Origin of the sequence: Streptomyces sp. NPDC048288 (assembly GCF_043201555.1) — a bacterium.
GTDB lineage: Bacteria > Actinomycetota > Actinomycetes > Streptomycetales > Streptomycetaceae > Streptomyces.
Genome location: NZ_JBICZD010000008.1, coordinates 485,222 through 512,151 on the forward strand (window position 1 = coordinate 485,222; position 26,930 = coordinate 512,151).

Consider the following 26,930-nt stretch of genomic DNA (forward strand, 5'->3'; position numbering starts at 1 on the left):
GGACACGCACGAGATGTCCGAGCTTCCCGCTCTGCCCGTCACCTTCCGGCCGGGCCGCACCCGCGCGATCCTGCTCACCGCCGGGGTCGCGATATTCGCCACCATCACCGCGGTCGCGCTGCTCCTGGAGCAGCTCGGCCCGGGGGAGCAGCTCAGCTTCGTCGTCACCGGCGCGCTGATCTTCTGGGTGCTGGCCCAGCTGGCCCGGGTGAAGGTCGTCGCCGACGAGACCGGGGTCACCGTGGTGAACATCGCCAGCAGGCGGCGTCTGGAATGGGCGGAGATCCTCCAGGTGAACCTCCGCCCGGGTGACCCGTGGGTGTTCCTCAACCTCAGCGACGGCACCAGCCTGCCCGCGCTCGGCATCCAGCCGGGCGTCGCCAAGGAGCGCGCCATCAGCGACGCCAAGGCCCTGCGGGCCCTCGCCGAGGCCCACGCGCCGCACGACCCCGAGCAGCATCAGGGCTGAGATCACGCAACTTCGGGGCCGCCTCCGGGTCGTCGCCCCTGCCGCTGCGGCCCATGTCTTGATTAATCTGTTGGCGGAGGCTTTTCACGTCCCGCCTCCGCCCCTGTCGCGCGCCCCGCGCACAGGGGTTCCTGCTACCCGAGGAGTGACCCTCTCCGGCGATGGACGGATCGTCCTGTAGTACCTGCGCCGCCCCCTCCCGACATACCGCGGACCTCCGATTCGAGGTCCGCGACGATGCGGAGGCGGCGGCATCATGACCACCCCCCTGCTGCTCCTGGCAGCCGCGTTCCTGCTCATCCTGGCCAACGGCTTCTTCGTCGCCGCCGAGTTCGGCCTGGTGACCGTGGAGCGACCGGAAGCCGAGAAGGCCGCCGCCGACGGCGACCGGCGCGCCCGTACGGTCGTCGAGTCGCTGAAGGAGCTGTCCTTCCAGCTCTCCGGCACCCAGCTCGGCATCACCATCACCTCGCTGGTCGTCGGCATGCTCGCCGAACCGGCACTGGCCGAGCTGCTGCGCGGCCCGCTCACCGCGACCGGCCTGCCCGAGGGCGCGGTCTCCGGTATCGCGGTCGTCATCGGCATGCTGCTCGCCTCGGCGATCCAGATGGTGATCGGCGAACTCGTCCCCAAGAACTGGGCGGTCTCCAAGCCCCTCCAGGTCGCGCGCGTCGTGGCCGGCCCGCAGGCCCGCTTCTCCCGCCTGTTCCGCCCGGTGATCGCGGCGCTGAACACGGTCGCCAACCGGCTCGTCCGCGCCCTGGGCGTCGAACCCGCCGAGGAGCTGGCCTCCGCCCGCACCCCCGGCGAGCTGGTCTCGCTGGCCCGGCACTCCGCCCAGGCGGGCGCCCTGGAGCAGGACACGGCCGACCTGTTCGTCCGCACCCTGTCCCTGGGCGAGCTGACCGCACAGCACGTCATGACCCCCCGGGTGAAGGTCGGCGCGCTCCAGGACTCGGCGACCGCCGAGGACGTCGTCAACCTCACCCGGGCCACCGGCCTGTCCCGCTTCCCGGTCTACCGGGAGAAGATCGACGAGATCGTCGGCATGGCCCACCTCAAGGACGCGCTGGCGATCCCCGTGCACGAACGCCTGCACACCCCCGTCGGCCGCATCGCCCGCCAGGCCCTGCTCGTCCCGGAGACCCTCCCGGTCCAGCCCCTGCTGGCCCGGCTGCGCTCCGAGCAGCCCATCGCGGTCGTCGTCGACGAGTACGGCGGCACGGCCGGCGTCGTCACCCTGGAGGACATCGTCGAGGAACTCGTCGGCGAGGTCCGTGACGAGCACGACAGCCCGGACGCGCCGGAACTCGCGGCGGCCCCGCCGCAGGACGGCAGGCCGGCCTGGGACGTCGACGGCAGTGTCCGCGTCGACATCCTCCAGCGGATAGGCCTCGACGTGCCCGAGGGCCCGTACGAGACGGTCGCCGGCCTGGTCGCCGACCTGCTCGGCCGGATCCCGGCGCCGGGCGACCGCGCGGAGCTGCCCGGCTGGCGGCTGTCGGTCCGCCGGGTCGGCCACTACCGCGCCGAGCGGGTCCGTCTGGTCCGCACCGCCCCCGTCGTCGCGGAGGCCGTCCGATGAGCGTTCTCCAACTGGTCTTCGCCGGGCTGCTGGTCCTGGCCAACGGCTTCTTCGTCGGCGCCGAGTTCGCCCTCGTCTCCGTCCGCCGCAGCCAGATCGAACCCCTCGGCACGGCACGGGCCCGCCAGGTCCTGTACGGCCTGGAGCGCCTGCCGCAGATGATGGCCGCGGCCCAGTTCGGCATCACGGTCTGCTCCCTCACGCTCGGCGCGGTCGCCGAGCCGACGGTGGCGCACCTGCTGGAGCCGGTGTTCGAGGCGGTGCGTCTGCCGGAGGGCGTGATCCACCCCCTGGGCTATGTGATCGCGCTGGCCGGAGTGGTCTTCTTCCACCTGGTCATCGGCGAGATGGTGCCGAAGAACCTGGCGATGGCGGCGCCCGAGAAGGCGGCGCTGTGGCTGAGCCCCGGTCTGGTGGCGTTCGCCCGGGTCTGCCGGCCGATCACGGTCGCCCTCGGCGCCTGCGCCCAGGGCATCCTGAAGCTGTTCCGGGTCGAGCCGAAGGACGAGGTCGAGGCCGTCGTCACCAGCGAGCAGCTCAACCGTCTCCTGGAGGACTCCGGCCAGGCCGGACTTCTCGACCCGGAGGAGCGGGAGCGGCTGGAGGACGCGCTGGAGCTGGGCTCCCGCCCGGTGACGGACGTCCTGCTGCGCCGTGAGTCGCTGATCACGGTGCCGCCCTCGGTCACCCCGGGCCAGATCGTCGAGCTCACCGCCCGCACCGGTTACTCCCGCTTCCCGGTCGCGACCGAGTCCGGTGCCTTCATGGGCTATGTGCACGTGAAGGACGTACTCGACCTGGAGGACTCCGACCGGGCGGTCCCCCAGCAGGTCTGGCGCCCCATGACGACCCTCCGGGCCGAGCTCCCGCTGGACGACGCCCTCACGGTGATGCGCCGAGCCGCGACCCACCTGGCCCAGGTGGCCGACGGCAAGGGCCGGGTCCTCGGCCTGGTCGCCCTGGAGGACGTACTGGAGTTGCTCGTCGGCGAGGTGACGGACCCGGCACACCGGGCACAGCCGACACCGCCGCTCAGGACACCGGAGCCGCGCTCCAGCGGCGAGCCGGAGGAAGTCCCGGTGGGCTGAGGTGGCGGGGAGCTGCGGGCCGGTGAGGGCCGGTCGCGCAGTTCCCCGCGCCCCTGACGGGGCGCTACATCCCGGCCGACGGATCCTGTGGCCCCCGTCCCGACAGCACCTCTCCGTACGCCTGCATGAGGTCCGGCAGGCGGAGGGTCGCGAGGTCGTCCCGGGACAGTGCGCCGGGGTAGCCGGACAGCCGGAGATCCCGGTAGGCGCAGCTCTTCTCGTACAGGGTGCGCAGGAAGCGGCCGTTGCCGAGTTCGTCGATCCAGCCCTGGTCGACGACGTGCCCGGCGATCGACCGGAGCTCGTCCAGGGCCTCCTCGTCCCAGGCGTCGCCGTTCTCGGCGGCGAGCACCTCGCCGATGGAGGTGAGTTCGAGGGGGCGGTAGGAGGGGAAGTCCACGCGGGTCGTGAAACGGGAGGAGAGGCCCGGGTTGGCGGCCAGCAGGCGGTCCATGCCCTCGGGGTAGCCCGCGAGGATCACGACCAGGTGGTCGCGGTTGTCCTCGGCCCGCTTCAGCAGCACCTGCAGCGCCTCGTCGCCGTAGGCGTCGCCCTTGCCGTAGCCGGAGTTGGAGAGGGAGTAGGCCTCGTCGACGAAGAGCACCCCGCCGATCGCGGAGTCGATGAGTTCGTTCGCCTTCACGGCGGTCTGGCCGAGGTACTCGCCGACGAGGTCGGCCCGCTGCGCCTCCACCAGGTGGTCCCCGCCGAGCAGTCCCAGGGCGTAGAACACCCGGCCGAGAATCCGCGCGACCGTGGTCTTCCCGGTCCCGGACGGTCCGGAGAAGACGAAGTGGCGTTTCGGCGGCTGCACCGGCAGCCCCTGCCCGGCCCGCAGCCGGGCCATGTTCAACTGCGCGGACAACGCCTTGACCTGCCGCTTCACCGGTTCCAGGCCGACCATGCGCTCCAACTCCGCGAGCGCCTCCTCAAGTAACGCGGGGTCGGTCGGCCCGGCGGGCAGCGGCGGCGACGGTACGACCTTCTCGCGCACCGACGGGTCGATCACCGACGGCATCGCCCCGGCCGGCGGCTCCGGTTCGCCGAGCCGCAGATCGCGCCCCTCGGTGCCGAAGAGCGGGTCGAGCAGGTCCGGCCCGTCCACGACGTCCCCGGCGCCGGTGAGGGTGATCGCCGCGAGGTCGGCCGTGTCGTCGTACCCGTCGCCCTCGGCGATCGCGGCCAGCCGCGCCGAGGTGTCCATGAAGGCGGGGTCGACCCGGTGCACGGCCCGGTAGAGGGGGAGCGCGGCGGCGCTGCGGCCGGTGCCCTCGTGGGCCCGCGCCAGCCAGTACCGCAGCTCCTTGCGCTGCGGCTGCTCGCTGCGGCAGCGCATCAGCGCGGCGGAGAGCAGTGGTTCCGCCTGGCCGTACATCTCCAGGCGGACCCGGGCCATGCCGCCGAACAGGCCCGCCTCGATGCCGAGCATGGGATCGTCGAGGAGCGGGTCGGTGTGCCGTACCAGCTGCTCCCAGTCCTTGACGAGGTAGGACCGGCAGGCGTGCAGGAAGCGGACCTGGGGGTCGGCGTCCACCGGCGGGAGCCCGGCGAGGGCCCGGTCGAGTTCCGGGACGTGCCGGCCGTCCAGCCAGTGCGAGGCGTGCGCGAGCAGCAGGTCGCGCGGGCTCTCCAGGACCGGCTGCACCCACCAGCCGAGCCAGTACCAGGAGTTGAGCGTGCGCCGGTGCCGGCCGCGCTGTTCGCCGAAGCGGTCCCGGTGCCGGAACATGCGCAGCAGCGCGGTCGTCGTGTCCACGCGCAGCGCGTGCAGCCCGAGCCAGGCGTCGGCCATCCCGGGATCCATCCGTACCGCGGCGCGGAACTCCTCCTCCGCCTGCGGATAGGCGCCCATCGTGTAGGCGTCCACGCCTCGCAGCCAGGCGAGGTCGGCCGGGGCCTCAAGGCCCTGCGTGCCGAATTCCATCACGTCCCCCACAAACCGTGCCCCCGTGGTTGGCCCCCGGGCTCCCCCCGATGGCCGCCGTTGGTCGAACCGCTGTGCCGCGGACCGGAGTTGCAGGTGCGCGAAGCAGCCGTTCGAAGGTCGCACCGAGGGCATCGTACCTGCGCTTCCACCACCCTTCGAAGGGTGCCGCACAGGCCGTTTGACGAGGTGGGAGCAGACAGGGCGCACAGCACTCGGTGACCGAGGGTGAGCGGGGAAGTGCGCGCGGCACACACAAAAGGGGTAAAGGGCAGAACGAAGCCCCCGATCACGGGGGAACAACCGGGGGCTTCGCGACTGCGGGGCGGCTCCCAGGGGCCGCTCATTCAGAACGTAAGACCTGTACGGCCCCCGGGTCAAGCCGAGTTGAGGTACTCGGGCAACTTCTTGGAGGCGCGTCTTCACAAGTTCAGCACACTGCGGACGGTCCATCACGGTGGGTGACCGTCTGGTCCGGTCCAACGGTTCTCGCAGGCCCCGGCAGCACCTCGTACCCCTCCTGTGACTGTGTCACCAGAAGGTGGGCGTACGGCCGGGAGGGATCCTCGGCGAAATGTGTGCGCTCCGCCCTGACCCACTCGCCCCAGAAGTCCCGTTGCTCCGCACCGTCCCGCGTCCTGCCCCGCGTCCAGGACTCCTCGTCCGGCAGCTCCATCCACAGCAGCCGCGCCAGGAACGGGCGCAGTGCCCGGCGGCCGGCGCCGACGCCCTCGACGAGGACCACGGGGGCGGGCGGCAGCGGGCGGGGCGGGCCGAAGCGGCGGGCGCGCCAGTCGTAGGGGGAGTAGTGCGCGGTCGTGCCGTGGCCGAATGGCTCGATCACCTGGGTCAGCAGCCGGGCGGTCCAGGTGAACAGCTCCTCGTGGCTGGCGATGTCGTCGAGATGGAGCACCGGCGCCCCGCCCAGGGCGGTGGCCAGCCGCCCGGCGAAGGTGGTCTTCCCGGAGCCGGCGTGCCCGTCGACGCCGACGAGACGGACCGGGCCGCAGGACGGCGGCAGGTCCCGGAGGGCGGAGGCGAGGCGGTGAATGGCGATTCCCGAGGTGTGCTGCGGTGTGGGGCGTTTTCCGGAAACATTCTAGTAGTGCGGCGCATAGCGGGCGTTTGCGCCCCCGGAAAGTCGCGGCTTGAACTAAATTCGAGCCGTTCTCCACCGCCCTCGCCAATATTTCCGACCGGCTGACCGATATGTCGATATCGGGCGTTCCCGGTGTGCTGTCCGCTGAGTAGGGTGCGTGCTGCGCGACTGCGACGCGTCGAAACGGGGACGGACAGGGGAAAGATGGCCGCGGAGTTATTCGAAGGGCAGTACGTATGGCATCCGGCGGCCGATGACCGCTTGCTCGCGAGCGTATGCGTGGACGTACGCGCCGGGAGATATCGCAGTGCCCGCGAGGCCCTCGCCGAGACCCGTTCCGACTTCGCGCTGCGCGCCCACCGCTCCCTGGTCCTGGCCTCCGAGGCGGCCGGCACCGATCTGGTCGAGCGCTGGCTGGCGGAGGAGCCCGGCCCCGAGTCCACGCTGATGTGGGCGCGGGTGGCCGTGCAGCGGGCCATCCGGGCGGCCGACGCCCGGGACGAGCGGGCCGAGGCGCTGGAGCGGATCGCCCTCGCGGCCTGCGACCGGGCCAGTGCCATGAGCCCCGCCGACCCCACGCCCTGGGCGGCCAAGCTGGCCATGGCCCGGCTGCACCGCCCGCACGACCCCGCCCCCGGCGGCCTGCTCACCTCCCCGCCCGGCCCCTGGCGGCTGTTCGCGCACACCCTCGCCCTCGACCCCTGGCACCGCGAGGCCCACCACCGCTTCCTGTCCTTCTTCTTCACCCGGTACGGCGGCTCGGTCAACGCGGCCTGGGACGTCGCCGCCTTCCTCGGCCAGCGCGCCCCCGCCGACTCCGTGCTGCGGCTGCTGCCCCTGGTCGCGCTGGTGGAGAGCCACAACCCCACCCAGCTGCTCGCCGAACGGGTCTGGGAGCAGCCCCAGTGGCGTTCCACCGCGTTGTCGATCTACCACAACTGGCTGCCCGCGGTGGCCGGATACCGCTTCACCCCGGTGCTGGACCTGGCCTACGTCGCGCACGCGCTGGTCATGGCCCAGCGCGAGTTCGAGGCCCGGGCGGTGTTCGCGGCCATGGGGCCGTACGCCTCGCGGATGCCCTGGAGCGTCTTCGGGGAGCCCGCCGAGCAGCTCTCCCGGGCCCGCCGCGCCTGCGGCCTGTCCGTCCCCTCCTAGTCCCTCTGGCGAAAGGCCGGCAAGTGTCAGAACGCACAGCGGATCCGGTCGTGCTCGACGACGACGCGACCCTGCACGCCATGGGTTATCCGCGAAAACTCACCCGCCGATTCCAGGCGTTCGACAATTTCGCGATCTCCTTCACCATCATCAATATCCTCTCGGGAATCTTCTCCTCTTTCGGATTCGGTATGAACGCGGGCGGCCCCCGCATTCTCGTGTTCGGCTGGATCGGCGTCTGTTTGATGGTGCTGTGCATCGGGGCCGCCATGGCGGAGGTGGCCTCCGCCTATCCGACGAGCGGCGCGCTGTATTTCTCCGCCGGTAAACTCGCCAAACGCCACAAGGGCGCCTGGTCCTGGTACACGGGCTGGCTGAACTTCGTGGGCCAGATCGGCGGGACGGCGGCCACCGGCTACGCGGCCGCCACCTTCATCCAGGCCTTCATCGCCCTGCAGTGGACCTCGTACGTGCCGACCGCCCACCAGACGGTCCTGATCACGGCGCTGATCATCGTGGTTCAGGGGCTCGCCAACACGTACACCGTCCAGCTCGTCGCCGTACTGAACCGGATTTCCGTGTGGTGGCTGCTGATCGGACTCGTGGTGATCGTGAGCACACTGATCGTGATGCCCGATCACCACCAGTCGGCGTCCTTCGTGACGCATTTCGTGAACAACACCGGTTTCACCAACGGCCTTTACGGCGGCATGCTCGGCCTGCTGGTCACCAGCTGGACCTTCACCGGCTTCGACGGCAGCTTCCACATGTCCGAGGAAACCGTCCAGGCGACCGTGAACGCGCCCCGGGGGATCATCCGGTCGATCGGCTATTCGGCGATCACCGGGCTCGTCCTGATGCTCGCGCTGGTGTACAGCATCGGCGACTACGCCAAGGTGGCGGGCTCCTCCGCGCCGCCCGTCCAGATCCTCATCGACGGACTCGGCATGGGCTGGGCCAAGGCGATGCTGCTCGTCGTCATCGGCGCCATGCTCTTCTGCGGCCTCGCCAACCTCACCAGCAACACCCGGCAGATCTTCGCCTTCTCCCGGGACGGCGCCATGCCCGGCTCCCGCCTCTGGCACTCGGTCTCGCCCCGCACCCGGACGCCCGTCAAGGCCGTCTGGCTCGCGGTGGCCTGCTCGCTCGCGCTGGTGGTCCCGGGCTGGTGGTCGCACACGGCGTTCACCGCGATCGTCAGCGTCAATGTCGTCGGCCTGTTCCTCGCCTACGCCGTGCCGGTCTTCCTGCGGCTGCGTCTCGGTGCCGCGTTCCAGCCGGGGCCCTGGAACCTCGGCCGCTGGAGCAGGCCCGTCGGCTGGCTGGCGGTGGTCTGGATCTTGCTCAGCAGTGTCCTGTTCATGCTGCCGCAGGCCTCGCCGATCACCGTCGACACCTTCAACTACGCGCCGATCGCCCTGGCCGCCGTCCTGATCGTGGCCACCGTCTGGTGGTTCGCCACCGCCCGCCGCCGCTTCCAGGGCCCGGTCAGCTACGGCCGTCCCGACGAGGTCGCCGCGATGGACCTCATCTGACGCCCCGACACCTGACCCTCGAAAGGGCTCCGGCGGAGGGCGCCGGAGCCCTTTCAGCGGACAGGATCCACATTGGTGGGCGTGGCATGGGCGGAAGTGCTGGCAGGGGCATGGCGCCTGTTCCATAGTGGGCGCACAGTCTTGCTCCGGACCAGTCGCGTCGCGCACCCCTGGGGGTCTCCCACGCATGAGCAGATCCGAAAAGCCGTCCCGCAGAACCGTTCTGGCAGCCGCCGCCTCCGTCGCGGCGGCGGCCGTGGCCCAGGGAGTGGTCCCGGCGGTCCCCGCCGCCGCGGCGCCGGAGACCGAAGCCGAGGAGTCCGGCCGGGCCGACACCCGGCCGATCGAGTACCGCTCCTGGACGACCTACAGCGACTGGAAGACCGGCACCGCCAAGGGCGCCGGAGCCGTCGCGGGGGACCGCCCCGGCGTGGTGATCGGCACCCCGGCCGGCACCACCACCTACACCGACCCGCACACCGGCACCAAGGCCTCCTGGGAGTACGCCACCTGGACCGGCCCGGTGCAGCAGCTCGCCGTCCCCGCGACCGAGACGATCGCCTCCTGGAACGCGGACACCCCGGCCGGCACCTGGATCCAGGTCGAACTGCACGGCACCTACTCCGACGGCACCCAGACCCCCTGGTACGTGATGGGCCGCTGGGCGGCCGGTGACCAGGACATCAAGCGCACCTCGGTGGACGGTCAGAGCGACGGCAAGAGCACCGTCTGGACGGACACCTTCGCCATCGACGACGCCACGACCGGCCTGCGCCTCACCTCGTACCAGCTGCGGCTGACCCTCTACCGCAAGCCCGGCACCAAGCTCACCCCGACCGTCTGGCGGCTCGGCGCGATGGGCTCGGACATCCCGGACCGCTTCACGGTCCCCGCCTCGACGCCGGGCCTGGCCCAGGAACTGAAGGTCCCGCGCTACTCGCAGGAGATCCACAAGGGCCAGTACCCCGAGTACGACAACGGCGGCGAGGCCTGGTGCAGCCCCACCTCCTCGCAGATGATCGTCGAGTACTGGGGCGCCCGTCCCACCGCCGCCCAACTGGCCTGGGTCGACCCCTCGTACGCCGACCCCCAGGTCTGCTACGCGGCCCGCTACACCTACGACTACCAGTACGGCGGCTGCGGCAACTGGCCCTTCAACGCGGCCTACGCCTCCACCTACAAGGACCTCCAGGGCGTGATAACGCGACTGGCCTCCCTCACCGACCTGGAGACCCTGATCGCGGCGGGCATCCCGGCCATAACGTCACAGTCGTTCCTGTCCTCGGAGCTGACCGGCGCAGGCTACGGCACCTCGGGGCACCTGATGACCGTGATCGGCTTCACCGCGGACGGCGACGTGATCGCCAACGACCCGTTCTCGGCCAGTGACGACGCGGTCCGACGGGTCTATCTGCGGCGGGAGTTCGAGAACATCTGGCTGCGCACCAAGCGGTACAACGCCAGCGGCAAGGTCGTCTCCGGCACCGGGGGCGTCTGCTATCTGTACTTCCCGGCCTGCCCGAGCCCGAGCCAGCTCAAGGCGCTGGACGCGGTGGGCGTGCGCTGACCGGGCACGACGGCGGCCCTCGCAGACCTGTGGGGGCCGCCGCCTGTGACCAAGCTCTCCGCCGCAAAAGCCGCAAGCGGTGGCATGGTGGACGGTATGACCACGCACTCCGCCACCGCCGCCCGCACCCGCACCGGCGGCCCCGAGTCCGACGGCCCGAAGGTCCTGGAACACATCGTGGGCTGGACCCTTGTCGTGGTCATCGCCATGCTGGTCACTCAACTCGGTCTGCTGTGACCTGACCCACGACCCGACCTGACATACTGCGGATGTCCCGCAGCCCGTTGAGACCAGGGTCCGAATTGAATATTAGTCAACAACGTGCCGCCGCCCGTCCCCGGGCGCGCGGCACCGAGCGCTCGGTGGCGCGTCGTGCCGAACTCATCGCCATCGGGCGGAAGTTGTTCGCCGACACGTCCTATGACGCGCTCTCCATGGACGACATCGCCAGGCAGGCGCATGTCGCCAAAGGGCTGATCTACTACTACTTCCAGTCCAAGCGCGGCTACTACCTGGCGATCATCCAGGACTCCGTCGCCGACCTGGTCACCTATGCCGCCAGCGGCCTTGAGCTGCCCCAGGTGGACCGCGTCCACCGCACCATCGACAGCTATCTGCGCTACGCCGAGCACCACCAGGCCGCGTACCGCACGATCGTCAGCGGCGGGGTCGGCTTCGACGCCGAGGTGCACGCCATCCGGGACGGGGTGCGCGAGGCGATGATCGGGACCATCGCCGAGGGCGCCTACGGCCGCGCCGACATCGCCCCGCTCGCCAGGATGGGCCTGCTGTCCTGGCTGTGCAGCGTGGAGGGCGCCACCCTGGAGTGGATCGACCGCCCCGGACTCTCCCGCGAGACCATGTGCGAGCTGCTGGTCAAGACGCTCGGCGGCACCCTGCGCGCCATCGAGGAACTCGACCCGACCCACCGTGCCCCGGCCCCGGCCCGCCGGGACGGCTGACCCGACGAGGGGCGGAGGTCTCGTGGAACCCCCGCCCCAAGCCCCGCGTGACCGGGGTCAGTTGATGGCCTTGATCAGCTCACCGCCCGTGGTGTCACCGCTCAGCTCCCAGAAGAAGGTGCCGCCCAGGCCCTGCTGGTTCTTGTAGGTCATCTTGGTCGCGATGGTCGACGGGGTGTCGTAACTCCACCAGTCGCTCCCGCACTTGGCGTACGCCGTGCCGGCCACGGTGCCGGTCGCCGGGCACTTGGTCTTGAGTACCTTGTAGTCGTCGATGCCCGCCTCGTACGTCCCCGCCGCCGGCCCGGTCGCCGTGCCGCCGGGGGCCGCCTGGGTCACGCCGGTCCAGCCGCGGCCGTAGAAGCCGATGCCGAGCAGCAGCTTGGCCGCCGGGATGCCGAGTCCCCTGAGCTTGGCGATGGTCGCCGAGGTGTAGTAGTTCGCCGTCGGGATGCCCGAGTAGGAGTTCAGCGGCGAGTGCGGCGCGGTCGGGCCGGTGGACGCCCAGGCGCCGAAGTAGTCGTACGTCATCGGGTTGTACCAGTCGACGTACTGTGCGGCGCCCGCGTAGTCGGCCGCGTCGATCTTGCCGCCGCTGGTGGCGTCGGCGGTGATCGCGGCGGTGACCAGCGAACCGCTGCCGAACTTCGCGCGCAGCGCCGCCATCACCTTCTTGAAGGCGTCCCGGCCGCTGGTGTCGCAGGTGTTGCCGCAGGCGTTCGGGTACTCCCAGTCGATGTCGATGCCGTCGAAGACACCCGCCCACTTGGAGTTCTTCACCAGGTCGTAGCAGGACTGGGCGAAGGCCGTCGGGTTCTTCGCGGCCTCGCCGAAGCCGCTGGACCAGGTCCAGCCGCCGAAGGACCAGAGGATCTTGAGGTTCGGGTGCTTCTTCTTCAGCTTCAGCAGCTGGTTGAAGTTGCCGCGCAGCGGCTGGTCCCAGGTGTCCGCCACGCCGTCCACGGACTCGGCGGCGGTGTAGGTCCGGTCGGTGGCCGCGTAGGAGTCGCCCATCGCGCACTTGCCGCCGGTGACATTGCCGAAGGCGTAGTTGATGTGGGTGAGCTTCGCGGCCGAGCCGGAGGTCTCGACGTTCTTGACCAGGTACTTGCGGTCGTAGGTACCCCATTCCGTGAAGTAGCCGACGACCTTGGAGCCGGCTTTCACCTGGGGAGCGGACGGGGCGGCCGCGGACGCGGTGCCCGCGCCGGCCAGCAGCCCGGCGCCGAGGACGGCACAACAGGCCGCGGAGAGCAGCGCCCGGAACCGGGAGCGGAGAGGGAGGTGCATCGGGTGTCTCCTCCTGGGGGAGAGGGGAACGCGCGCCGATTGGCATGAACGCGGTAAAGCGTTGGTCATGAACCCTAGGAGGACTAGACCAGTCAGGTCAATGGTTCGGACCAATTTCGGGGTGAGTGAATGTTGGCCTGGAATTCCTGAAGTAAGCGGTCGTTAACTGGTGACGGGAGGTCCCGGATCGGGCATACTCACTGCGCAGCCGCAGGTCAGCAGCTTCCGAGACCCGGAAGCGGGCCGCGGCCGGACCCGAACGAAAGACGGCGTGGCCCCTACCCGAAGGCCCCTGCCGCCCGTGCCCGACAGGGAGGAGACGGACGCCATGTCCGACCGCGACCCGCAGCCGGTGGAGCGTCAACTGCCCACGGAAGAGGCGAGGGACCTGCTCTCGCTGGTCCGCGAGATCGCCCAGCGCGAGATCGCGCCGAAGGCGGCCGAGGAGGAGGACGCCGGACGCTTCCCGCGCGAGATCTTCACCCTGCTCTCGGAATCAGGCCTGCTCGGCCTGGTCTACGACGCCGAGTACGGCGGCGGCGACCAGCCCTACGAGGTCTACCTCCAGGTCCTGGAGGAGCTGGCGACGGCCCGCCTCACCGTCGGCCTCGGTGTCAGCGTGCACACCCTCGCCAGCTACGCGCTCGCCGCCTACGGCACCAAGCAGCAGCAGGTCGAGCACCTGCCCGCGATACTCGGCGGCGGCCTGCTCGGCGCCTACTGCCTCTCCGAGCCCGCCTCCGGCTCCGACGCCGCCTCCCTGCGCACCAGGGCCGTCCGGGACGGCGACTCCTGGGTGATCAACGGCACCAAGGCCTGGATCACGCACGGCGGCATCGCCGACTTCTACACGGTCATGGCCCGCACCGGCGGCGAGGGCTCGCACGGCATCACCGCCTTCCTGGTCCCCGGCGACGCCGAGGGCCTGAGCGGCGCGATGCCCGAGAAGAAGATGGGCATGAAGGGCTCGCCCACCGCCCAGGTCCACTTCGACGACGTCCGGGTCCCCGACGAGCGCCGGCTCGGCGAGGAGGGGCAGGGTTTCGCCATCGCCCTCTCCGCGCTGGACTCCGGCCGGCTCGGCATCGCGGCCTGCGCGATCGGCCTGGCCCAGGCCGCCCTGGACGAGGCGGTCGCCTACGCCACCGGGCGCCGGCAGTTCGGCCACCCCATCGCCGACTTCCAGGGCCTGCGGTTCATGATCGCCGACATGGCCACCCAGATCGAGGCCGGCCGGGCCCTGTACCTCGCGGCGGCCCGGCTGCGGGACGTGGGCCGGCCCTTCGCCAAGCAGGCCGCCATGGCCAAGCTGCACTGCACCGACACCGCGATGAAGGTGACCACCGACGCCGTCCAGATCCTCGGCGGCTACGGCTACACCGCGGACTTCCCGGTGGAGCGCTACATGCGCGAGGCCAAGGTCCTGCAGATCGTCGAGGGGACCAACCAGATCCAGCGGATGGTCATCGCCCGTCAGGTGGCGGGGCCGGAAAGCCGCTGAACTGCCCGCGGGAGACCGTCGGGGCCGCCAGCCTGATCCACTCCGGGTCGTGGCGGCCCGGCAGGGTGCGGCCCCGGTCGGCCCAGGTCCGCATGAGATCGCGGTAGATGGGCGGATCCTGCGGCACGGGCGGCGGAAGCGATTCCGCGGGCGGCGGCACGAAGATCCGGCGCTGACGGCCGAGGGCGGCGTAGGTGGTCGTCATGCCCGGCCAACGCGGCGGGCGCCGCGCTGGTCACCGATCGCCCGAATCGCGCGTGAGTTCGTGGACGTCCGCTCCCGGATCTGGCCACTCCCCGCTTTCTGACGTACCGTCACCCGGACCGTCTCCAGCCTCCGGGGAGGCCCGCCATGGCCGACGACCGTCCCGTACCGCTCGACGAGTACCCCGTGCACCAGGTCCCGCTCTCCATGAAGCACGTCGCCACCGGGGACCGGAACGCCTACGACCGCTGCATCTTCCACGTCCTCGACCACAGCGGCCACGCCCTGCTCATCCTGGGCCTCGGCGTCTACCCGAACGTCGGTGTCACCGACGCCTACGCCACCCTGCGCACCGGCGACACCCTGCACGCGGTACGCGCCTCGGACGCCCTGGGCGAGGACCGGACGCGGCTCGCGGTCGGCCCGCTGCGCATCGAGGTCGAGGAGCCGCTCCGCCGCTTCCGCCTGACCTGCGAGGACGACGCGCTCTCCTACGACCTCACCTGGACCGCCGACTTCCCGGCCCTGTGGGAACCCCACCACCTCCAGCGCCGGGGCGACCGGCTGACCCTGGAGGGGCGCAGGTTCGTGCAGGCCGGGGGAGTCTCCGGGGTGATCCGGGCCGGCGGCGAGGAGTTCCGTGCCGACCCCGCGGGCTGGACCGGCACCCGGGACCGCAGCTGGGGGGTCCGGCCGGTACCGGGGGAGGAGGGCGGGCGGCTCGCCGAGGCACACCCGACCGAGGGCTTCCACTGGATCTGGTGCCCGGTCCGCTTCGAGGACCGCTTCCTGATGGTCGTCACCCAGGAGGACGCCGACGGCTACCGCACCCTGAACGACGCCACCCTGGTCCGCCCCGGCCGCCGCGACCGCCAACTCGGCTGGCCCCGGACCGAGATCGGCTACCGCTCCGGCACCCGGCACCCCGAGCACGCCGTCGTCCACCTCGGCGACCCGCGCAAACCCCAGGAGCTGGAGGTGGAGATCCTCGCCTCCTCACCGCTCGCGGTCGGCGCCGGCTACCCACCGGCCGACGACTGGCAGCACGGCACCTGGCAGGGCCCCGGCTGGGTCGACCGCCGTACCTACGACATGACCGCACCGCACCCCCGCGCGGCCTACGGCGTCACCGACCACTCCGCCCGCTTCCGCCTGGACGGACGCGTCGGACATGGCATCTTCGAGCACGGCTCGTTCGGCAGACACGATCCGAGCGGCTTCACCGGCTTCGACTCGGTGGCGCCCTGAGGGAGGAGGCCGGCATGACGACGAAACCGCGCCCGCGCACCACCACCCGCGACCCGGAGGACCTCACCCGGCGGCTGACCGCCTGGCTGGGCACCCGGCTCCCCGGCGCCCGGGCCGTCGGCGTCACGGTCCCCGCCTCCAACGGCATGTCCAGCGAGACCCTGCTCTTCGAGATCGCACACCCCGAACCGCCGCTGCGCCACTGCGCGTTGCGGCTCGCCGCCGACCCCTCGGCGTACACGGTCTTCCCCTCGTACGACATGACCCGCCAGTACCGCACCCTGCGGCTGGTCGCCACGCACACGGACCTCCCCGTGCCCCGCGTGCTGTGGCTGGAGGAGGACCCGGAACCCCTCGGCGCGCCCTTCTTCGTCATGGAGCGGGTCGAGGGACGGGTGCCGCCGGACGTCATGCCCTACACGTACGAGGGCAATTGGCTGCACGCGGCGAGCGACGCCGACCGCGAGCACCTGGAGGCGCGCTCCGTGGGCCTGTTGGCCCGGCTCCACGACCAGGTCCCCCCGGCGCAGGCCGAGTTCCTCGCCCTGCCCGGCGACGGCGACGCCCTGCGCCGGCACGTCGAGTCCCAACGCGCCTACTACGCCTGGGTGGTGGACGGAGTGGCCCGCTCACCCCTGATCGAGGCCGCGTTCGACCGGCTGACGGAGCTGTGGCCGGACGACACCGGCACGCCCGTCCTCAACTGGGGCGACGCACGCATCGGGAACGTCGTCTACGACGGCTTCGACCCCGTCGCCGTCCTCGACTGGGAGATGGCGGCACCGGCCCCGCGCGAGGTGGACCTCGGCTGGACCGTCTACCTGCACCGCTTCTTCCAGGACCTCACGGCCGCCTCGGGACAGCGGGGGCTGCCCGGCTTCCTGCGCCGGGACCGGGTCGAGGCCCGCTACGCCCGGCTGACCGGCCACACTCCGCGGGACATGGACTTCTACACCCTGTACGCCGCCCTGCGGCACGCCATCGTCATGCTGCGCGTCGCCTATCGGCAGGTGCACTTCGGCGAGGTCGCCGTCCCGGCGGATCCGGACACACTGATCCTGCACCACGGCAGTCTGCGCGCCATGGTGCAGGGCAGCTACTGGGATGCGGTGCGGTGACTCAGGCAGCCTGGCGGCCGACGGCGTAGCCGCCGAGGCGCATCGCCGGTACCCGCATCGGGCGCGAGCCCGCGCCGCCGACGTGCGAGAAGGGCTGCGTCCGCCAGTCCAGACCCTGCGGAAGGGTGAGCAGGAGGGCGGTGTCCTGCTCCTGCGACTCGACCGAGTCGTCGGCGGACGGCACGTCGTCCGCCGCGCGGCCCGTACCGGCACAGACCGTGAGCCCGAACGGGTTCCACGGCGAGGCGCACAGCGCGTGCTCCGGCAGGAACTCCTCGTCCGCCAGCAGCGCGATGGACTGCGCGCAGTCCGGGCAGATCACCCGGAACATCTCGAAGGTGTCGTAGGTGTCCGGCTCGCCGACCTCGTAGAGGTCGGGTTCGACGCCCTCCGGCTCGGGCTCGACGACCAGCTGCGGGCGCTTGGGCGTGGTGCGACCAGGGCGCTTGAGACTCTGCATGGGTAACTCCCCCTCGGGCTGGGCCGTAAGGCGCTGCGGCCTCGACCACAGCAAGCACTTCCCGTCCGCTCTCGGAGGTAATCACGAGAGCATCACGGAGCCCGTTCGGGGGCTGTGGCGTTCGTCACATGCCGCCCGCAGGTGCCCGGTGCGGTGGTTTTGTCCCTCAGGCGGCTCACAGCATCCCCCGCGTCACATCACGAACCGGCCATGACCTGCGCCGCTGAGGTATCCCAGGAGATCAGGCGCAATGTAGTTTTTGCGCCATGGAGGAGCTGGACCGTCAAATTGTGCAGCTGCTCGTCAAGGACGGGCGGATGAGCTACACAGACCTGGGCAAGGCCACGGGTCTTTCCACGTCGGCCGTGCACCAGCGGGTGCGTCGGCTGGAACAGCGTGGCGTGATCCGCGGCTATGCCGCGGTCGTCGACCCGGAGGCCGTCGGGCTGCCCATGACGGCGTTCATCTCGGTGAAACCGTTCGATCCCAGCGCCCCCGACGACATCGCGGACCGGCTGGCCGGCGTTCCCGAGATCGAGGCGTGCCACAGCGTGGCGGGCGACGAGAACTACATCCTCAAGGTACGGGTGGCCACGCCGCACGAACTGGAGGAGCTGCTGGCGCGGCTGCGGGGCCTGGCGGGGGTGTCCACGCGGACGACGGTGGTGCTGTCGACGCCTTATGAGGCGCGGCCGCCGAGGATTTGAGCGCCGTGGGTCCAACGGTCGGCGGAGCCGCATATTTGATACAGCCCCGCGCCCCTGACGGGGCGCGTTTCGGGTGCCCCTCGTCAAAGGTGATCGGTGTGAGGGGTGAGACTGGTCCTCATGAGTGAGCCTGCCGCCGAGTCCAAGACCGTTCTTCTCCGTCGTGGAGAGGTGCACAGTCCCGCCGATCCGTTCGCGACCGCGATGGTGGTGGAGCGGGGGCAGGTGGCCTGGGTCGGGTCCGAGGGGGCCGCGGACGCCTTCGCGGACGGGGTCGACGAGGTGGTCGACCTGGACGGTGCGCTGGTCACCCCCGCCTTCACGGACGCCCATGTGCACACCACGTCCACCGGGCTCGCGCTGACCGGCCTCGACCTGTCCGGGGCGGGCTCTCTGGACGCGGCGCTCGCACTGGTGCGGGACTTCGCCGCCGGTCGCCCGGGGGACCGGGTACTGCTCGGGCACGGCTGGGACGCCTCGCGCTGGGCCGAGGGCCGTCCGCCGAGCTGCGCCGAGCTGGACGCGGTCACCGGTGGACGCCCGCTGTATCTCTCCCGGATCGACGTCCACTCGGCGGTCGTCACCACGGCGCTGCTGGACCTGGTCCCGGGCGTGGCACCCCGGGAGGACGCCCCGCTGACGAGCGACGCCCACCACGCCGTACGCGCGGCGGCGTTCGCGGCCGTGACGCCCGTACAGCGCGCCGAGGCGCAGCGCACCGCGCTGGCGCACGCGGCCTCCCTCGGTATCGGCACCGTGCACGAGTGCGGCGGGCCGAAGATCTCCTCCGAGGACGACTTCACCGGCCTGCTGCGGCTCGCGGCCGAGGTGCCCGGACCCCGGGTGGTCGGCTACTGGGCCGAGGAGAATCCGGACAAGGCGCGTGAGCTGGGCGCGGCCGGTGCGGCCGGTGACCTGTTCGTCGACGGGGCCCTCGGCTCGCACACCGCCTGTCTGCACGAGCCGTACGCCGACGAGACCCACACCGGCTCCGCCTACCTGGACACGGCCGCCGTCGCCGCCCATGTCATCGCCTGCACCGAGGCCGGCCTCCAGGCGGGCTTCCACGCCATCGGCGACGCCGCCGTGACCTCCGTGGTCGAGGGGGTGCGCGCCGCCGCCGAGAAGGTCGGCCCGGCCCGCGTGCGCGCCGCCCGGCACCGGGTCGAGCACGCCGAGATGCTCACGCCCGAGCACATCGCCGCCTTCGCCGAGCTCGGCCTGATCGCCTCGGTGCAGCCCGCCTTCGACGCGCTGTGGGGCGGGGCGGCGGGGATGTACGCGCAGCGGCTCGGCACCGAGCGGGCCCGCACCCTCAATCCCTTCGCGGCCCTTCTCAAGGCCGGGGTCCCGCTCGCCTTCGGCTCCGACAGCCCGGTGACGCCCCTCGACCCCTGGGGGACCGTCCGCGCCGCCGCCTTCCACCACACGCCCGAGCACCGGGTCTCGGTCCGCGCCGCGTTCACCGCGCACACGCGCGGCGGCTGGCGGGCGATCGGCCGCGACGACGCGGGCGTCCTCGTGCCCGGCGCGCCCGCCGACTACGCGGTCTGGCGCACCGACGAACTCGTGGTGCAGGCCCCCGACGACCGGGTCGCCCGCTGGTCCACCGACCCGCGCTCCGGCACCCCCGGCCTGCCCGACCTGACCCCCGGCCGCGACCTGCCGGTCTGCCTGCGCACGGTGGTGGGCGGCCGGACCGTGTTCGTACGACCGGGCGAGTGACCCGGCGCATTCGTACGGCCGGGCGAGTGATCTCCCGGGGTGGCGTGATCGTGATCGTCGGCCACCGGCCCGTCGCGCGACCTGCGCATCCTCCGCGCTGACCAGGGGTTTGAGGTTGTCTGCGCAGGTCAAACGGCTGTTGACAGCCAGCGGCAGCGGGCCGGTAGGTTCGGCCGAGTCCACCACCGGACGCCCGACCGGGGAGCAGTTCGCGCACTCGTCGCAGCGCCGCTGGGTCAGGGACGGTGTGCCGCACCGGGGCACCGTCACTGGGAGCCAGGCTCAGCGCCCGCGCCGACGAGGGAACGTTCCGGCCGGTCGGGAGGTGTGACCCGGGTGGGGCCCGGAGCTCAGTAGACAACGGCTTTCGGTCGACCCGCAGCCAGCGGGTCCCAGGTCGGCCCGAAGGGCGCCGGGCCCCCATCCGTAGGGGAACAGAGTGGCTCCGCGGGCGAACAGGATGGCGAAAGAACGGATGACCGCCACCCGAAACGGGCATCCTTACCCCGCTCTTGCGGAATCGACACCACCATACGAATGAGCTGTCACGTCAGCGCAGGCAGCGGCCACTATGGTGGACCCCTGCGTACGACATGAAGGGGCAGCAGTGAACGACGGCGACGGGACCCTCGCGGCACAGGCCCAGGGGAGGCGGTTCGGCCCGCTCGGCACGGCCTTGGTGATCATTCCGACGTACAACGAGGCGGAGAACATCAAGTCCATCGTCGGCCGGGTGCGCCAGGCCGTCCCCGAGGCACATGTGCTGGTGGCGGACGACAACAGCCCCGACGGCACAGGCAAGCTCGCCGACGAACTGGCCGCGGAGGACGACCACGTCCAGGTGCTCCACCGCAAGGGCAAGGAGGGCCTCGGCGCCGCCTATCTCGCGGGCTTCCGCTGGGGCATGGACAACGGCTACGGCGTGCTCATCGAGATGGACGCCGACGGCTCCCACCAGCCGGAGGAGCTGCCCCGTCTGCTGACCGCGCTGAAGGGCGCCGACCTGGTGCTCGGCTCCCGCTGGGTGCCCGGCGGCCGGGTCGTCAACTGGCCGAAGTCCCGCGAGTTCATCTCCCGGGGCGGCTCCCTGTACTCCCGCCTCGCCCTGGATCTCCCGATCCGGGACATCACCGGCGGCTACCGCGCCTTCCGCCGGGAGACCCTGGAAGGGCTGGGGCTCGGCGAGGTCGCCTCGCAGGGCTACTGCTTCCAGGTCGACCTGGCCCGCCGTGCCATCAAGGCCGGGTTCCATGTCGTCGAGGTGCCCATCACCTTCGTCGAGCGTGAGCTGGGCGACTCCAAGATGAGCCGCGACATCCTGGTGGAGGCCCTGTGGCGGGTCACCTCGTGGGGCGTCACCGAGCGGGTCGGCAGGATCACCGGCAAGGGCAGGACGTCCTAGCGGACACAGATCCGGCTGATCAACCCCTTATCCCGCACTGAGCCGGGCCCAGGCACACTGGACGCATGACGACTGGCGCGCAGACCCCTCCGTACACCGACCGGCCCCGGCGCTCCCGGCTTGCCAGATACCTGCCGCTGGGCATCGCCGCATGGCTGGTGCTGGAGGTCTGGCTGCTGACCGTGGTCGCGGGCGCGGCGGGCGGCATGACCGTGTTCCTGCTGCTGGTGGCGGGTTTCGTCGCGGGTTCCGTGGTCATCAAGCGGGCCGGCCGGCGTGCCTTCCGGAGCCTCAACGAGGCGATCCAGCGCGGCGGCTCCCCGGAGAGCGGCGGTGGCAACGGCCTGATGATGCTGGGCGGCCTGCTGCTCATGATCCCCGGCCTGGTCTCCGACGCCCTCGGTCTGCTGCTCCTGCTGCCGCCGGTGCAGAAGGCGGTCTCCCGCCTCGCGGAGCGCACCTTCGAACGCAAGCTCCGCGCCGCCGCCCCCGGCACCCTGGGCAACGCCTTCCAGCAGGCCCGTATGCACCGCCCCGACGGCAAGGTGGTCCAGGGCGAGGTGATCCGCGACGCGGGCCCGCAGCCGGGCGACGGCACGCAGGGAGAGCGGCCGCCGCTGACGCGGTGACCGCCCCGGGCCGGGCAGCAGCCGGAAACGGCTCCCCGGGCGGGCACGCGGAAACGAGGGCGCCGCACGTTCACTGAACGTGCGGCGCCCTCGGTTTTTGGTTGTGTCGGCTTCCCGTTGGACGGGACTATGCGGACTTGCGGCTGTCCCTGGGATGAATCGCGATGTTCATCGCCCCGGAACGCAGAACCGCCAGACGCTCCTCGAGGACCTCTTCGAGTTCCTCGCGGGTGCGCCGCTCCATCAGCATGTCCCAGTGGGTACGCGCGGGCTTGGCCTTCTTCTCTTCAGGGCCGTCGCCGTCCACGAGGAGTGCCTGGGCCCCGCAGACCTTGCACTCCCACTCCGGCGGGATCTCCGCCTCGACCGAGAAGGGCATCTCGAACCGGTGCCCCTTCTCGCATGCGTACTCCACGGCCTGGCGCGGGGCCAGGTCGATACCGCGGTCCGTCTCGTAGCTGGTCACCACGAGGCGCGTACCGCGAAGAGCTCGCTCACTCATGAATCGTGCCTCCCGGGCTTGTCGCCCACAGGACAGGTGTCGCTGTCGTCGTCATCCGGTCAACGTCCGGTCGGCGGTAAAGATTCCCGTTCCGGGTCATGCGTCGCCGTCGTAGCCGCCCCTTGTTGTACCCACCAGCGCCCGGTTTGTCACATCTGCTAGCAGATGTCACCCAGCGTTTCGGCATCTTTGACGCGCAGTAACGGTACGCCTGGCAGGCCAAACGCGTACACTACCGCCCTTCCGCGTTGAACGCTAAATCTTCCCGCTGGATCTTTTCGCGGATCTTCCTCAGATCTTCTGCGGAACCGGGTTGCCCGCCTCGCCGATCGCCCGCCGCACCGGTACTCGCGCGAGCAGCACGAAGCCGATGACGAAGAAGGCCACCAGCGAGATGATCGCCGAGCGGTAGCTCCCGGTCAGCTGGTAGGTGACCCCGAACAACAACGGTCCCAGCCAGCTCATCCCCCGATCGCTCATCTCGTACGCCGCGAAGTACTCGGCTTCTTTGCCGGGCGGCACCAGATGCGAGAACAAGGAGCGGGACAGGGCCTGGCTGCCGCCCAGCACGAGGCCGATGCCGGACGCGAGGACGAAGAACCACACCGGTGCCCCGGCCGGCAGGAAGTACCCCGCCGCCAGCGTCACCGTCCACGCCACCAGTGAGCCGAGGATCGTGCGCTTCGCCCCGTACGTCCGGGCCAGCCGCCCCATCGTCAGGGCGCCCGCCACGGCCAGCACCTGCACCAGCAGGACGGCCCCGATGAGCGTCGACTGGCCGAGCCCGAGCTCCTCGGAGCCGTAGACGGACGCCTGCGAGATCACCGTCTGGATGCCGTCGTTGTAGACGAGGTACGCCAGCAGGAAGGAGAGCGTCAGCGGATGGCGGCGCATGTCCCGGACGGTCGCCGCGAGTTGACGCAGCCCCGGCGCCGTCGCCTCGGCCGGCGTCCGGTCGCCCCGGTCGCGCAGCCGTCGTAGCGGTACGAGGGTGAAGGCGCCCCACCACAGGCCCGCCGCGGCCAGGCAGATGCGGACCGCCTCCGTCTCGGACAGGCCGAAGGAGTCGTGCGCGGAGTACAGGACCAGGTTGACGATCAGCACCAGGGAGCCGGCCAGGTAGCCGAAGGCCCAGCCCCGGGAGGAGATCGCGTCGCGTTCCTCGGGCGGGGCGATCTGCGGGAGGTAGGAGTTGTAGAGCATCAGGGCGACGGACTGGGCGGCGTTCGCGACGACCAGCAGCATCCCGCCGAGCAGATAGCGGTCGCCGTCCAGGAAGAACATGCCCGTGGTCGCCGCGGCCCCGGTGTACGCGGCCGCGCCCAGCAGGTGCTTCTTGCGGCCGGTGCGGTCGGCGGCGCTGCCCACCAGGGGCATCAGCACCACCGCGAGGATCACCGACAGGGAGACCGAGTAGGCGAAGAAGGAGCCCGCCCGCACCGGGACGCCGAGCGGATGCACATAGCCGTCGGCATCCGCCGCGTGCTCGGCGACCGAGGTGAGGTACGGGCCGAGGAACACCGTGAGCACGCTCGTCGAGTAGACCGAGCACGCCCAGTCGTAGAAGTACCAGCCGCGCTGTTCGCGCCGCAGCTCGGCGGCCTCGTCCAAGGCCCCCGTCCGCACGGTCTCGGTGCCCACCCGTGCCCTCGCCTTTCCCGTGGCGGTGCCGTGCGCGTCTCAGAACCAGACGCCGCGGTCCCGCATGACCTCGCGCAACGTGTCGATGTGATCGGTCATGATGCCATCGACTCCCAGGTCCAGGAGCCGGTGCATCCGCTCGGGTTCGTTGATGGTCCACACGTGGACGTGCAGCCCGAGCGCGTGGGCGGCGCGCACGAAGCGCCGGTCGACCACCGGGACCCCGGACTGCGACTCGGGCACCTGGGCGGCGACGGCCGACCGGCGCACCGACGCGGGCAGCCCCCAGGAACGCAGCCGCAGCCCGACCACACCGCGGGTGCCGAACGAGGTGGCCAGCCGCGGCCCGGCCAGCCGCTGCGCCCGCAGCACCCGTGCCTCCGAGAACGACCCCACGCACACCCGGTCGTAGGCGTCCGTGCGCTCGATCAGGTCGAGCAGCGGCCGCAGCGCCGGTTCCGCCTTGGCGTCCACGTTCCAGCGGACGTCGGGGAACTCTTCGAGCAGCTCCTCGAAGAGGGGGAGCGGCTCACGGCCCGCCACCCGCGCCTGCCGTACGTCCTGCCACGGCAGGTCGGCGATCCGGCCGGCCCCGTCGGTGACCCGGTCCAGGGTGTCGTCGTGGAAGGCGACGAGCCTGCCGTCCGCCGTCGCGTGCACATCGGTCTCGATGTACCGGTAGCCGAGCTCGACCGCGCGCCGGAACTGCGCCACGGTGTTCTCCAGGCCCTCCGCGGCCCCGCCCCGGTGGGCGAAGGGGATGGGACCGGGGTGGTCCAGGTACGGGTGGCGTATCAGCGTGCTCACGGGCGAAGTATGACCTGCGCCGATGACCCCTTGGCAACGACCGTACTGCCACCGGATGCCGCCGGAACGGCGAACACCTTCAGGAACAGCTGCGCCAGCGGCCCGATGGACACCGCGTACAGCAGGGTGCCGACGCCGACGGTCCCGCCGAGCGCGAACCCCGTGACCACCACCGCGACCTCGATCCCCGTCCGGATCAGCCGGATCGACCGGCCACCGCGGCGGTGCAGCCCGGTCATCAGACCGTCGCGCGGACCCGGCCCGAAGCTCGCCGCGATGTACAGGCCGGTCGCCGCCCCGTTGAGCACGATGCCCGCCGCCATCAGCGGAATCCGCACGGCGAACGCGTGCGCCCCGGGGACGAGCGCCAGCGTGGCGTTCATCGCGAGCCCGATGACGAAGACGTTGGAGACCGTGCCCAGGCCCGGCCGCTGGCGCAGCGGGATCCACAGCAGCAGCACGGCCGCGCCCACGACGATCGACACCGTGCCGATGCTCAGCCCGGTGTGCCCGGCGAGCCCCTGGTGCAACACGCCCCAGGGCTCCAGACCGAGGCCCGCCTCGACGAGCAGCGCGGAACTCACGCCGTACAGCGTGAGCCCCGCGTAGAGCTGGACCAACCGTCGTCCGAGACGGCCTCGCGTGAACAAGGGATACCCCCCTGATGGTAAAGGTGGCCTGACCCGTGTCACTCTGTGGCTGGGTCGAGACGGCCGGCCATGGCCAATTCGGGGAAGGTGGACTGATTCGGATGGCGCAGTGGACCTCGGCGGTGGGTGCCGCGCAGCTCGCCCGGCTGCTCAACTCGCAGCAGGAACGGCCCGCCGGCCCCGGCACCCGGCGTCCGCCCGCCTATCGCGCCCTCGCCGACGGCATCCGGCTGCTGGTCCTGGAAGGACGCGTCCCCGTCGCCGCCCGGCTGCCCGCCGAACGCGAGCTGGCGCTGTCCCTGTCCGTCAGCCGTACGACGGTGGCGGCCGCGTACGAGGCGCTGCGCGCGGAGGGGTTCCTGGAGTCCCGGCGGGGCGCCGGCAGCTGGACCGCCGTCCCGGCGGGCAACCCGCTTCCCGCCCGCGGCCTCGAACCGCTGCCTCCCGAGGCCCTCGGCTCGGTGATCGACCTCGGCACCGCCGCCCTGCCCGCGCCCGAGCCGTGGCTGACCCGCGCGGTCCAGGGCGCCCTGGAGGAACTCCCGCCGTACGCCCACACGCACGGCGACTACCCGGCCGGGCTCCCCGTCCTGCGCGCGATGATCGCCGAGCGCTACACGGCGCGCGGCATCCCCACCATGCCCGAGCAGATCATGGTCACGACCGGTGCGATGGGCGCGATCGACGCGATCTGTCATCTCTTCGGCGGGCGCGGCGAACGCATCGCCGTCGAGTCGCCGTCGTACGCCAACATCCTCCAGCTGATGCGGGAGGCGGGCGCCCGTCTCGTCCCCGTCGCGATGGCCGAAGGACTCTCGGGCTGGGACGTGGACCGCTGGCGGCAGGTGCTGCGGGAGGCGGCGCCCCGGATCGCGTACGTGGTGGCCGACTTCCACAACCCCACGGGGGCGCTGGCCGACGAGGACCAGCGCCGTCGGCTGGTGGACGCGGCCCGCTCGGCGGGTACGGTGCTGGTCGCCGACGAGACGATGAGCGAGCTGTGGCTGGACGCGGACGTGGAGATGCCCCGCCCGGTCTGCGGCTTCGACCCGGCGGGCTCGACCGTCATCACGGTCGGCTCCGCCAGCAAGGCCTTCTGGGCGGGCATGCGCATCGGCTGGGTACGGGCGGCTCCCGACGTGATCCGCAGCCTGGTCGCCGCGCGGGCCTACGCCGACCTGGGGACGCCGGTGCTGGAGCAGCTGGCGGTGAACTGGCTCTTCAGCACCGGTGGCTGGGAGCAGGCGGTCGACCTGCGCCGGGCACAGGCGCGCGAGAACCGGGAGGCGCTGGTGACGGCGGTCCGGCGGGAGCTGCCGGAGTGGGAGTTCGAGGTTCCGCAGGGCGGTCTGACGCTGTGGGTGCGGACCGGGGGGCTGTCCGGTTCGCGGCTGGCGGAGGCGGGGGAGCGGGTGGGGGTACGTGTTCCCTCGGGGCCGCGGTTCGGGGTCGACGGGGCCTTCGAGGGGTATGTGCGGCTCCCGTTCACCGTGGGGGGAGCGGTGGCGGACGAGGCGGCGGTGCGGCTGGCGGCGGCGGCGCGGTCGGTGGAGGCGGGGGCGTCCGGGGGGAGCGAGTCGCCGCGGACGTTTGTGGCGTAGGGGTTTGTCTGTGGCGTAGTGGGTCGGGTGCGGGTGGGTGGGGGCTGGTCGCGCCCACGCG

The 26,930-nt window shown here is 71.5% G+C and carries 25 protein-coding genes; 16 read left to right on the top strand and 9 right to left on the bottom strand.

What is annotated here, in order from left to right; genetic code table 11:
* Positions 1–13 precede the first annotated feature (13 nt).
* From ACGFZS_RS29850 to ACGFZS_RS29860, 3 genes are all read left to right on the top strand, one after another.
* Entirely contained in the window at positions 14–469 is a 456-nt protein-coding gene (locus ACGFZS_RS29850; protein WP_359220285.1) for a PH domain-containing protein, read from the top strand.
* A 256-nt stretch (positions 470–725) separates the two neighbouring features.
* Positions 726–2,054: a hemolysin family protein gene (locus ACGFZS_RS29855; protein ID WP_393797694.1), complete on the top strand. Its 1,329-nt coding sequence runs from the start codon at positions 726–728 to the stop codon at positions 2,052–2,054.
* Positions 2,051–3,142, top strand: a complete 1,092-nt coding sequence (locus tag ACGFZS_RS29860) for a hemolysin family protein (RefSeq protein ID WP_393797695.1) — start codon at positions 2,051–2,053, stop codon at positions 3,140–3,142. The genes ACGFZS_RS29855 and ACGFZS_RS29860 overlap by 4 nt, the downstream gene beginning before the upstream one ends.
* Before the next feature lie 64 nt (positions 3,143–3,206).
* Here the strand turns inward: ACGFZS_RS29860 and ACGFZS_RS29865 are convergent, their stop codons facing one another.
* A complete protein-coding gene (locus ACGFZS_RS29865; RefSeq protein ID WP_393667596.1) occupies positions 3,207–5,066 on the bottom strand; it encodes an AAA family ATPase in 1,860 nt (619 codons plus the stop codon).
* A 430-nt stretch (positions 5,067–5,496) separates the two neighbouring features.
* On the bottom strand, positions 5,497–6,117 hold the full coding sequence (locus ACGFZS_RS29870; protein ID WP_393797738.1) for a uridine kinase: 621 nt from the start codon (positions 6,115–6,117) through the stop codon (positions 5,497–5,499).
* A gap of 252 nt (positions 6,118–6,369) precedes the next feature.
* Between ACGFZS_RS29870 and ACGFZS_RS29875 the strand changes: the two genes are divergently transcribed.
* From ACGFZS_RS29875 to ACGFZS_RS29895, 5 genes are all read left to right on the top strand, one after another.
* The gene (locus ACGFZS_RS29875) at positions 6,370–7,320 is read left to right on the top strand and encodes a hypothetical protein (RefSeq protein ID WP_393797696.1); all 951 of its coding nucleotides are present in this window, start codon (positions 6,370–6,372) and stop codon (positions 7,318–7,320) included.
* Between the two features lie 80 nt (positions 7,321–7,400).
* Entirely contained in the window at positions 7,401–8,855 is a 1,455-nt protein-coding gene (locus ACGFZS_RS29880; RefSeq protein WP_393797739.1) for an amino acid permease, read from the top strand.
* A gap of 187 nt (positions 8,856–9,042) precedes the next feature.
* Complete coding sequence (locus tag ACGFZS_RS29885; protein ID WP_393797697.1) at positions 9,043–10,422, top strand: peptidase C39 family protein; 1,380 nt, start codon at positions 9,043–9,045, stop codon at positions 10,420–10,422.
* 96 nt (positions 10,423–10,518) lie between these two features.
* Entirely contained in the window at positions 10,519–10,659 is a 141-nt protein-coding gene (locus ACGFZS_RS29890) for an SCO1431 family membrane protein (protein ID WP_393667589.1), read from the top strand.
* Between the two features lie 65 nt (positions 10,660–10,724).
* Positions 10,725–11,384: a TetR/AcrR family transcriptional regulator gene (locus ACGFZS_RS29895; protein WP_393797698.1), complete on the top strand. Its 660-nt coding sequence runs from the start codon at positions 10,725–10,727 to the stop codon at positions 11,382–11,384.
* Between the two features lie 57 nt (positions 11,385–11,441).
* On the opposite strand, the gene ACGFZS_RS29900 is transcribed toward ACGFZS_RS29895, so the two are convergent.
* Entirely contained in the window at positions 11,442–12,674 is a 1,233-nt protein-coding gene (locus tag ACGFZS_RS29900; RefSeq protein WP_365685050.1) for a glycoside hydrolase family 18 protein, read from the bottom strand.
* Between the two features lie 328 nt (positions 12,675–13,002).
* On the opposite strand from ACGFZS_RS29900, the gene ACGFZS_RS29905 reads away from it, so the two are divergent.
* On the top strand, positions 13,003–14,175 hold the full coding sequence (locus ACGFZS_RS29905; protein ID WP_393797699.1) for an acyl-CoA dehydrogenase family protein: 1,173 nt from the start codon (positions 13,003–13,005) through the stop codon (positions 14,173–14,175).
* On the opposite strand, the gene ACGFZS_RS29910 is transcribed toward ACGFZS_RS29905, so the two are convergent.
* Positions 14,138–14,380, bottom strand: coding sequence for a hypothetical protein (locus ACGFZS_RS29910; protein WP_393797700.1), 243 nt, complete (start codon positions 14,378–14,380; stop codon positions 14,138–14,140). The genes ACGFZS_RS29905 and ACGFZS_RS29910 overlap by 38 nt on opposite strands.
* A 146-nt stretch (positions 14,381–14,526) precedes the next feature.
* Here ACGFZS_RS29910 and ACGFZS_RS29915 point away from each other — a divergent pair, with 146 nt between their 5' ends.
* Both ACGFZS_RS29915 and ACGFZS_RS29920 read left to right on the top strand, forming a co-directional pair.
* Positions 14,527–15,627, top strand: a complete 1,101-nt coding sequence (locus ACGFZS_RS29915) for a hypothetical protein (protein ID WP_355720850.1) — start codon at positions 14,527–14,529, stop codon at positions 15,625–15,627.
* Between the two features lie 14 nt (positions 15,628–15,641).
* Positions 15,642–16,745 (top strand): phosphotransferase family protein, encoded by a 1,104-nt coding sequence (locus ACGFZS_RS29920; RefSeq protein WP_393797701.1) that lies wholly within the window; start codon positions 15,642–15,644, stop codon positions 16,743–16,745.
* 1 nt (position 16,746) lies between these two features.
* Here ACGFZS_RS29920 and ACGFZS_RS29925 read toward each other — a convergent pair whose 3' ends face one another.
* The gene (locus ACGFZS_RS29925) at positions 16,747–17,205 is read right to left on the bottom strand and encodes a hypothetical protein (protein WP_393797702.1); all 459 of its coding nucleotides are present in this window, start codon (positions 17,203–17,205) and stop codon (positions 16,747–16,749) included.
* 266 nt (positions 17,206–17,471) lie between these two features.
* On the opposite strand from ACGFZS_RS29925, the gene ACGFZS_RS29930 reads away from it, so the two are divergent.
* The 4 genes from ACGFZS_RS29930 to fxsA all read left to right on the top strand — a co-directional run bounded on the left by ACGFZS_RS29930 (position 17,472) and on the right by fxsA (position 21,668).
* The gene (locus tag ACGFZS_RS29930; RefSeq protein ID WP_053759891.1) at positions 17,472–17,912 is read left to right on the top strand and encodes an Lrp/AsnC family transcriptional regulator; all 441 of its coding nucleotides are present in this window, start codon (positions 17,472–17,474) and stop codon (positions 17,910–17,912) included.
* A gap of 120 nt (positions 17,913–18,032) precedes the next feature.
* A complete protein-coding gene (locus ACGFZS_RS29935) occupies positions 18,033–19,637 on the top strand; it encodes an amidohydrolase (protein ID WP_393797703.1) in 1,605 nt (534 codons plus the stop codon).
* Positions 19,638–20,244: 607 nt separating this feature from the next.
* A complete protein-coding gene (locus ACGFZS_RS29940; RefSeq protein ID WP_355720838.1) occupies positions 20,245–21,039 on the top strand; it encodes a polyprenol monophosphomannose synthase in 795 nt (264 codons plus the stop codon).
* 65 nt (positions 21,040–21,104) lie between these two features.
* Positions 21,105–21,668: an FxsA family membrane protein gene (fxsA, locus tag ACGFZS_RS29945; RefSeq protein ID WP_393797704.1), complete on the top strand. Its 564-nt coding sequence runs from the start codon at positions 21,105–21,107 to the stop codon at positions 21,666–21,668.
* 127 nt (positions 21,669–21,795) lie between these two features.
* Here the strand turns inward: fxsA and ACGFZS_RS29950 are convergent, their stop codons facing one another.
* The 4 genes from ACGFZS_RS29950 to ACGFZS_RS29965 all read right to left on the bottom strand — a co-directional run bounded on the left by ACGFZS_RS29950 (position 21,796) and on the right by ACGFZS_RS29965 (position 25,268).
* Positions 21,796–22,170 (bottom strand): RNA polymerase-binding protein RbpA, encoded by a 375-nt coding sequence (locus ACGFZS_RS29950; protein ID WP_010046329.1) that lies wholly within the window; start codon positions 22,168–22,170, stop codon positions 21,796–21,798.
* 291 nt (positions 22,171–22,461) lie between these two features.
* Positions 22,462–23,811, bottom strand: coding sequence for an MFS transporter (locus tag ACGFZS_RS29955; RefSeq protein ID WP_393797705.1), 1,350 nt, complete (start codon positions 23,809–23,811; stop codon positions 22,462–22,464).
* A 39-nt stretch (positions 23,812–23,850) separates the two neighbouring features.
* Complete coding sequence (locus tag ACGFZS_RS29960) at positions 23,851–24,618, bottom strand: glycerophosphodiester phosphodiesterase (protein ID WP_355722673.1); 768 nt, start codon at positions 24,616–24,618, stop codon at positions 23,851–23,853.
* A complete protein-coding gene (locus ACGFZS_RS29965) occupies positions 24,615–25,268 on the bottom strand; it encodes a YitT family protein (RefSeq protein ID WP_393797706.1) in 654 nt (217 codons plus the stop codon). Before ACGFZS_RS29965 ends, ACGFZS_RS29960 begins: the two co-directional genes overlap by 4 nt.
* A gap of 101 nt (positions 25,269–25,369) precedes the next feature.
* On the opposite strand from ACGFZS_RS29965, the gene ACGFZS_RS29970 reads away from it, so the two are divergent.
* The gene (locus tag ACGFZS_RS29970; protein ID WP_393797707.1) at positions 25,370–26,869 is read left to right on the top strand and encodes a PLP-dependent aminotransferase family protein; all 1,500 of its coding nucleotides are present in this window, start codon (positions 25,370–25,372) and stop codon (positions 26,867–26,869) included.
* Positions 26,870–26,930 lie beyond the last annotated feature (61 nt).

What these genes read in the sequence shown, in the direction of transcription:
- ACGFZS_RS29850 (WP_359220285.1), top strand. Translation starts at nt 14, where the DNA reads ATGTCCGAGCTTCCCGCTCTGCCCGTCACCTTCCGGCCGGGCCGCACC.
- ACGFZS_RS29855 (WP_393797694.1), top strand. Translation starts at nt 726, where the DNA reads ATGACCACCCCCCTGCTGCTCCTGGCAGCCGCGTTCCTGCTCATCCTG.
- ACGFZS_RS29860 (WP_393797695.1), top strand. Translation starts at nt 2,051, where the DNA reads ATGAGCGTTCTCCAACTGGTCTTCGCCGGGCTGCTGGTCCTGGCCAAC.
- ACGFZS_RS29865 (WP_393667596.1), bottom strand. Translation starts at nt 5,066, where the DNA reads ATGGAATTCGGCACGCAGGGCCTTGAGGCCCCGGCCGACCTCGCCTGG.
- ACGFZS_RS29875 (WP_393797696.1), top strand. Translation starts at nt 6,370, where the DNA reads ATGGCCGCGGAGTTATTCGAAGGGCAGTACGTATGGCATCCGGCGGCC.
- ACGFZS_RS29880 (WP_393797739.1), top strand. Translation starts at nt 7,401, where the DNA reads ATGGGTTATCCGCGAAAACTCACCCGCCGATTCCAGGCGTTCGACAAT.
- ACGFZS_RS29885 (WP_393797697.1), top strand. Translation starts at nt 9,043, where the DNA reads ATGAGCAGATCCGAAAAGCCGTCCCGCAGAACCGTTCTGGCAGCCGCC.
- ACGFZS_RS29890 (WP_393667589.1), top strand. Translation starts at nt 10,519, where the DNA reads ATGACCACGCACTCCGCCACCGCCGCCCGCACCCGCACCGGCGGCCCC.
- ACGFZS_RS29900 (WP_365685050.1), bottom strand. Translation starts at nt 12,674, where the DNA reads ATGCACCTCCCTCTCCGCTCCCGGTTCCGGGCGCTGCTCTCCGCGGCC.
- ACGFZS_RS29905 (WP_393797699.1), top strand. Translation starts at nt 13,003, where the DNA reads ATGTCCGACCGCGACCCGCAGCCGGTGGAGCGTCAACTGCCCACGGAA.
- ACGFZS_RS29910 (WP_393797700.1), bottom strand. Translation starts at nt 14,380, where the DNA reads ATGACGACCACCTACGCCGCCCTCGGCCGTCAGCGCCGGATCTTCGTG.
- ACGFZS_RS29915 (WP_355720850.1), top strand. Translation starts at nt 14,527, where the DNA reads ATGGCCGACGACCGTCCCGTACCGCTCGACGAGTACCCCGTGCACCAG.
- ACGFZS_RS29920 (WP_393797701.1), top strand. Translation starts at nt 15,642, where the DNA reads ATGACGACGAAACCGCGCCCGCGCACCACCACCCGCGACCCGGAGGAC.
- ACGFZS_RS29925 (WP_393797702.1), bottom strand. Translation starts at nt 17,205, where the DNA reads ATGCAGAGTCTCAAGCGCCCTGGTCGCACCACGCCCAAGCGCCCGCAG.
- ACGFZS_RS29930 (WP_053759891.1), top strand. Translation starts at nt 17,472, where the DNA reads ATGGAGGAGCTGGACCGTCAAATTGTGCAGCTGCTCGTCAAGGACGGG.
- ACGFZS_RS29935 (WP_393797703.1), top strand. Translation starts at nt 18,033, where the DNA reads ATGAGTGAGCCTGCCGCCGAGTCCAAGACCGTTCTTCTCCGTCGTGGA.
- fxsA (WP_393797704.1), top strand. Translation starts at nt 21,105, where the DNA reads ATGACGACTGGCGCGCAGACCCCTCCGTACACCGACCGGCCCCGGCGC.
- ACGFZS_RS29950 (WP_010046329.1), bottom strand. Translation starts at nt 22,170, where the DNA reads ATGAGTGAGCGAGCTCTTCGCGGTACGCGCCTCGTGGTGACCAGCTAC.
- ACGFZS_RS29970 (WP_393797707.1), top strand. Translation starts at nt 25,370, where the DNA reads ATGGCGCAGTGGACCTCGGCGGTGGGTGCCGCGCAGCTCGCCCGGCTG.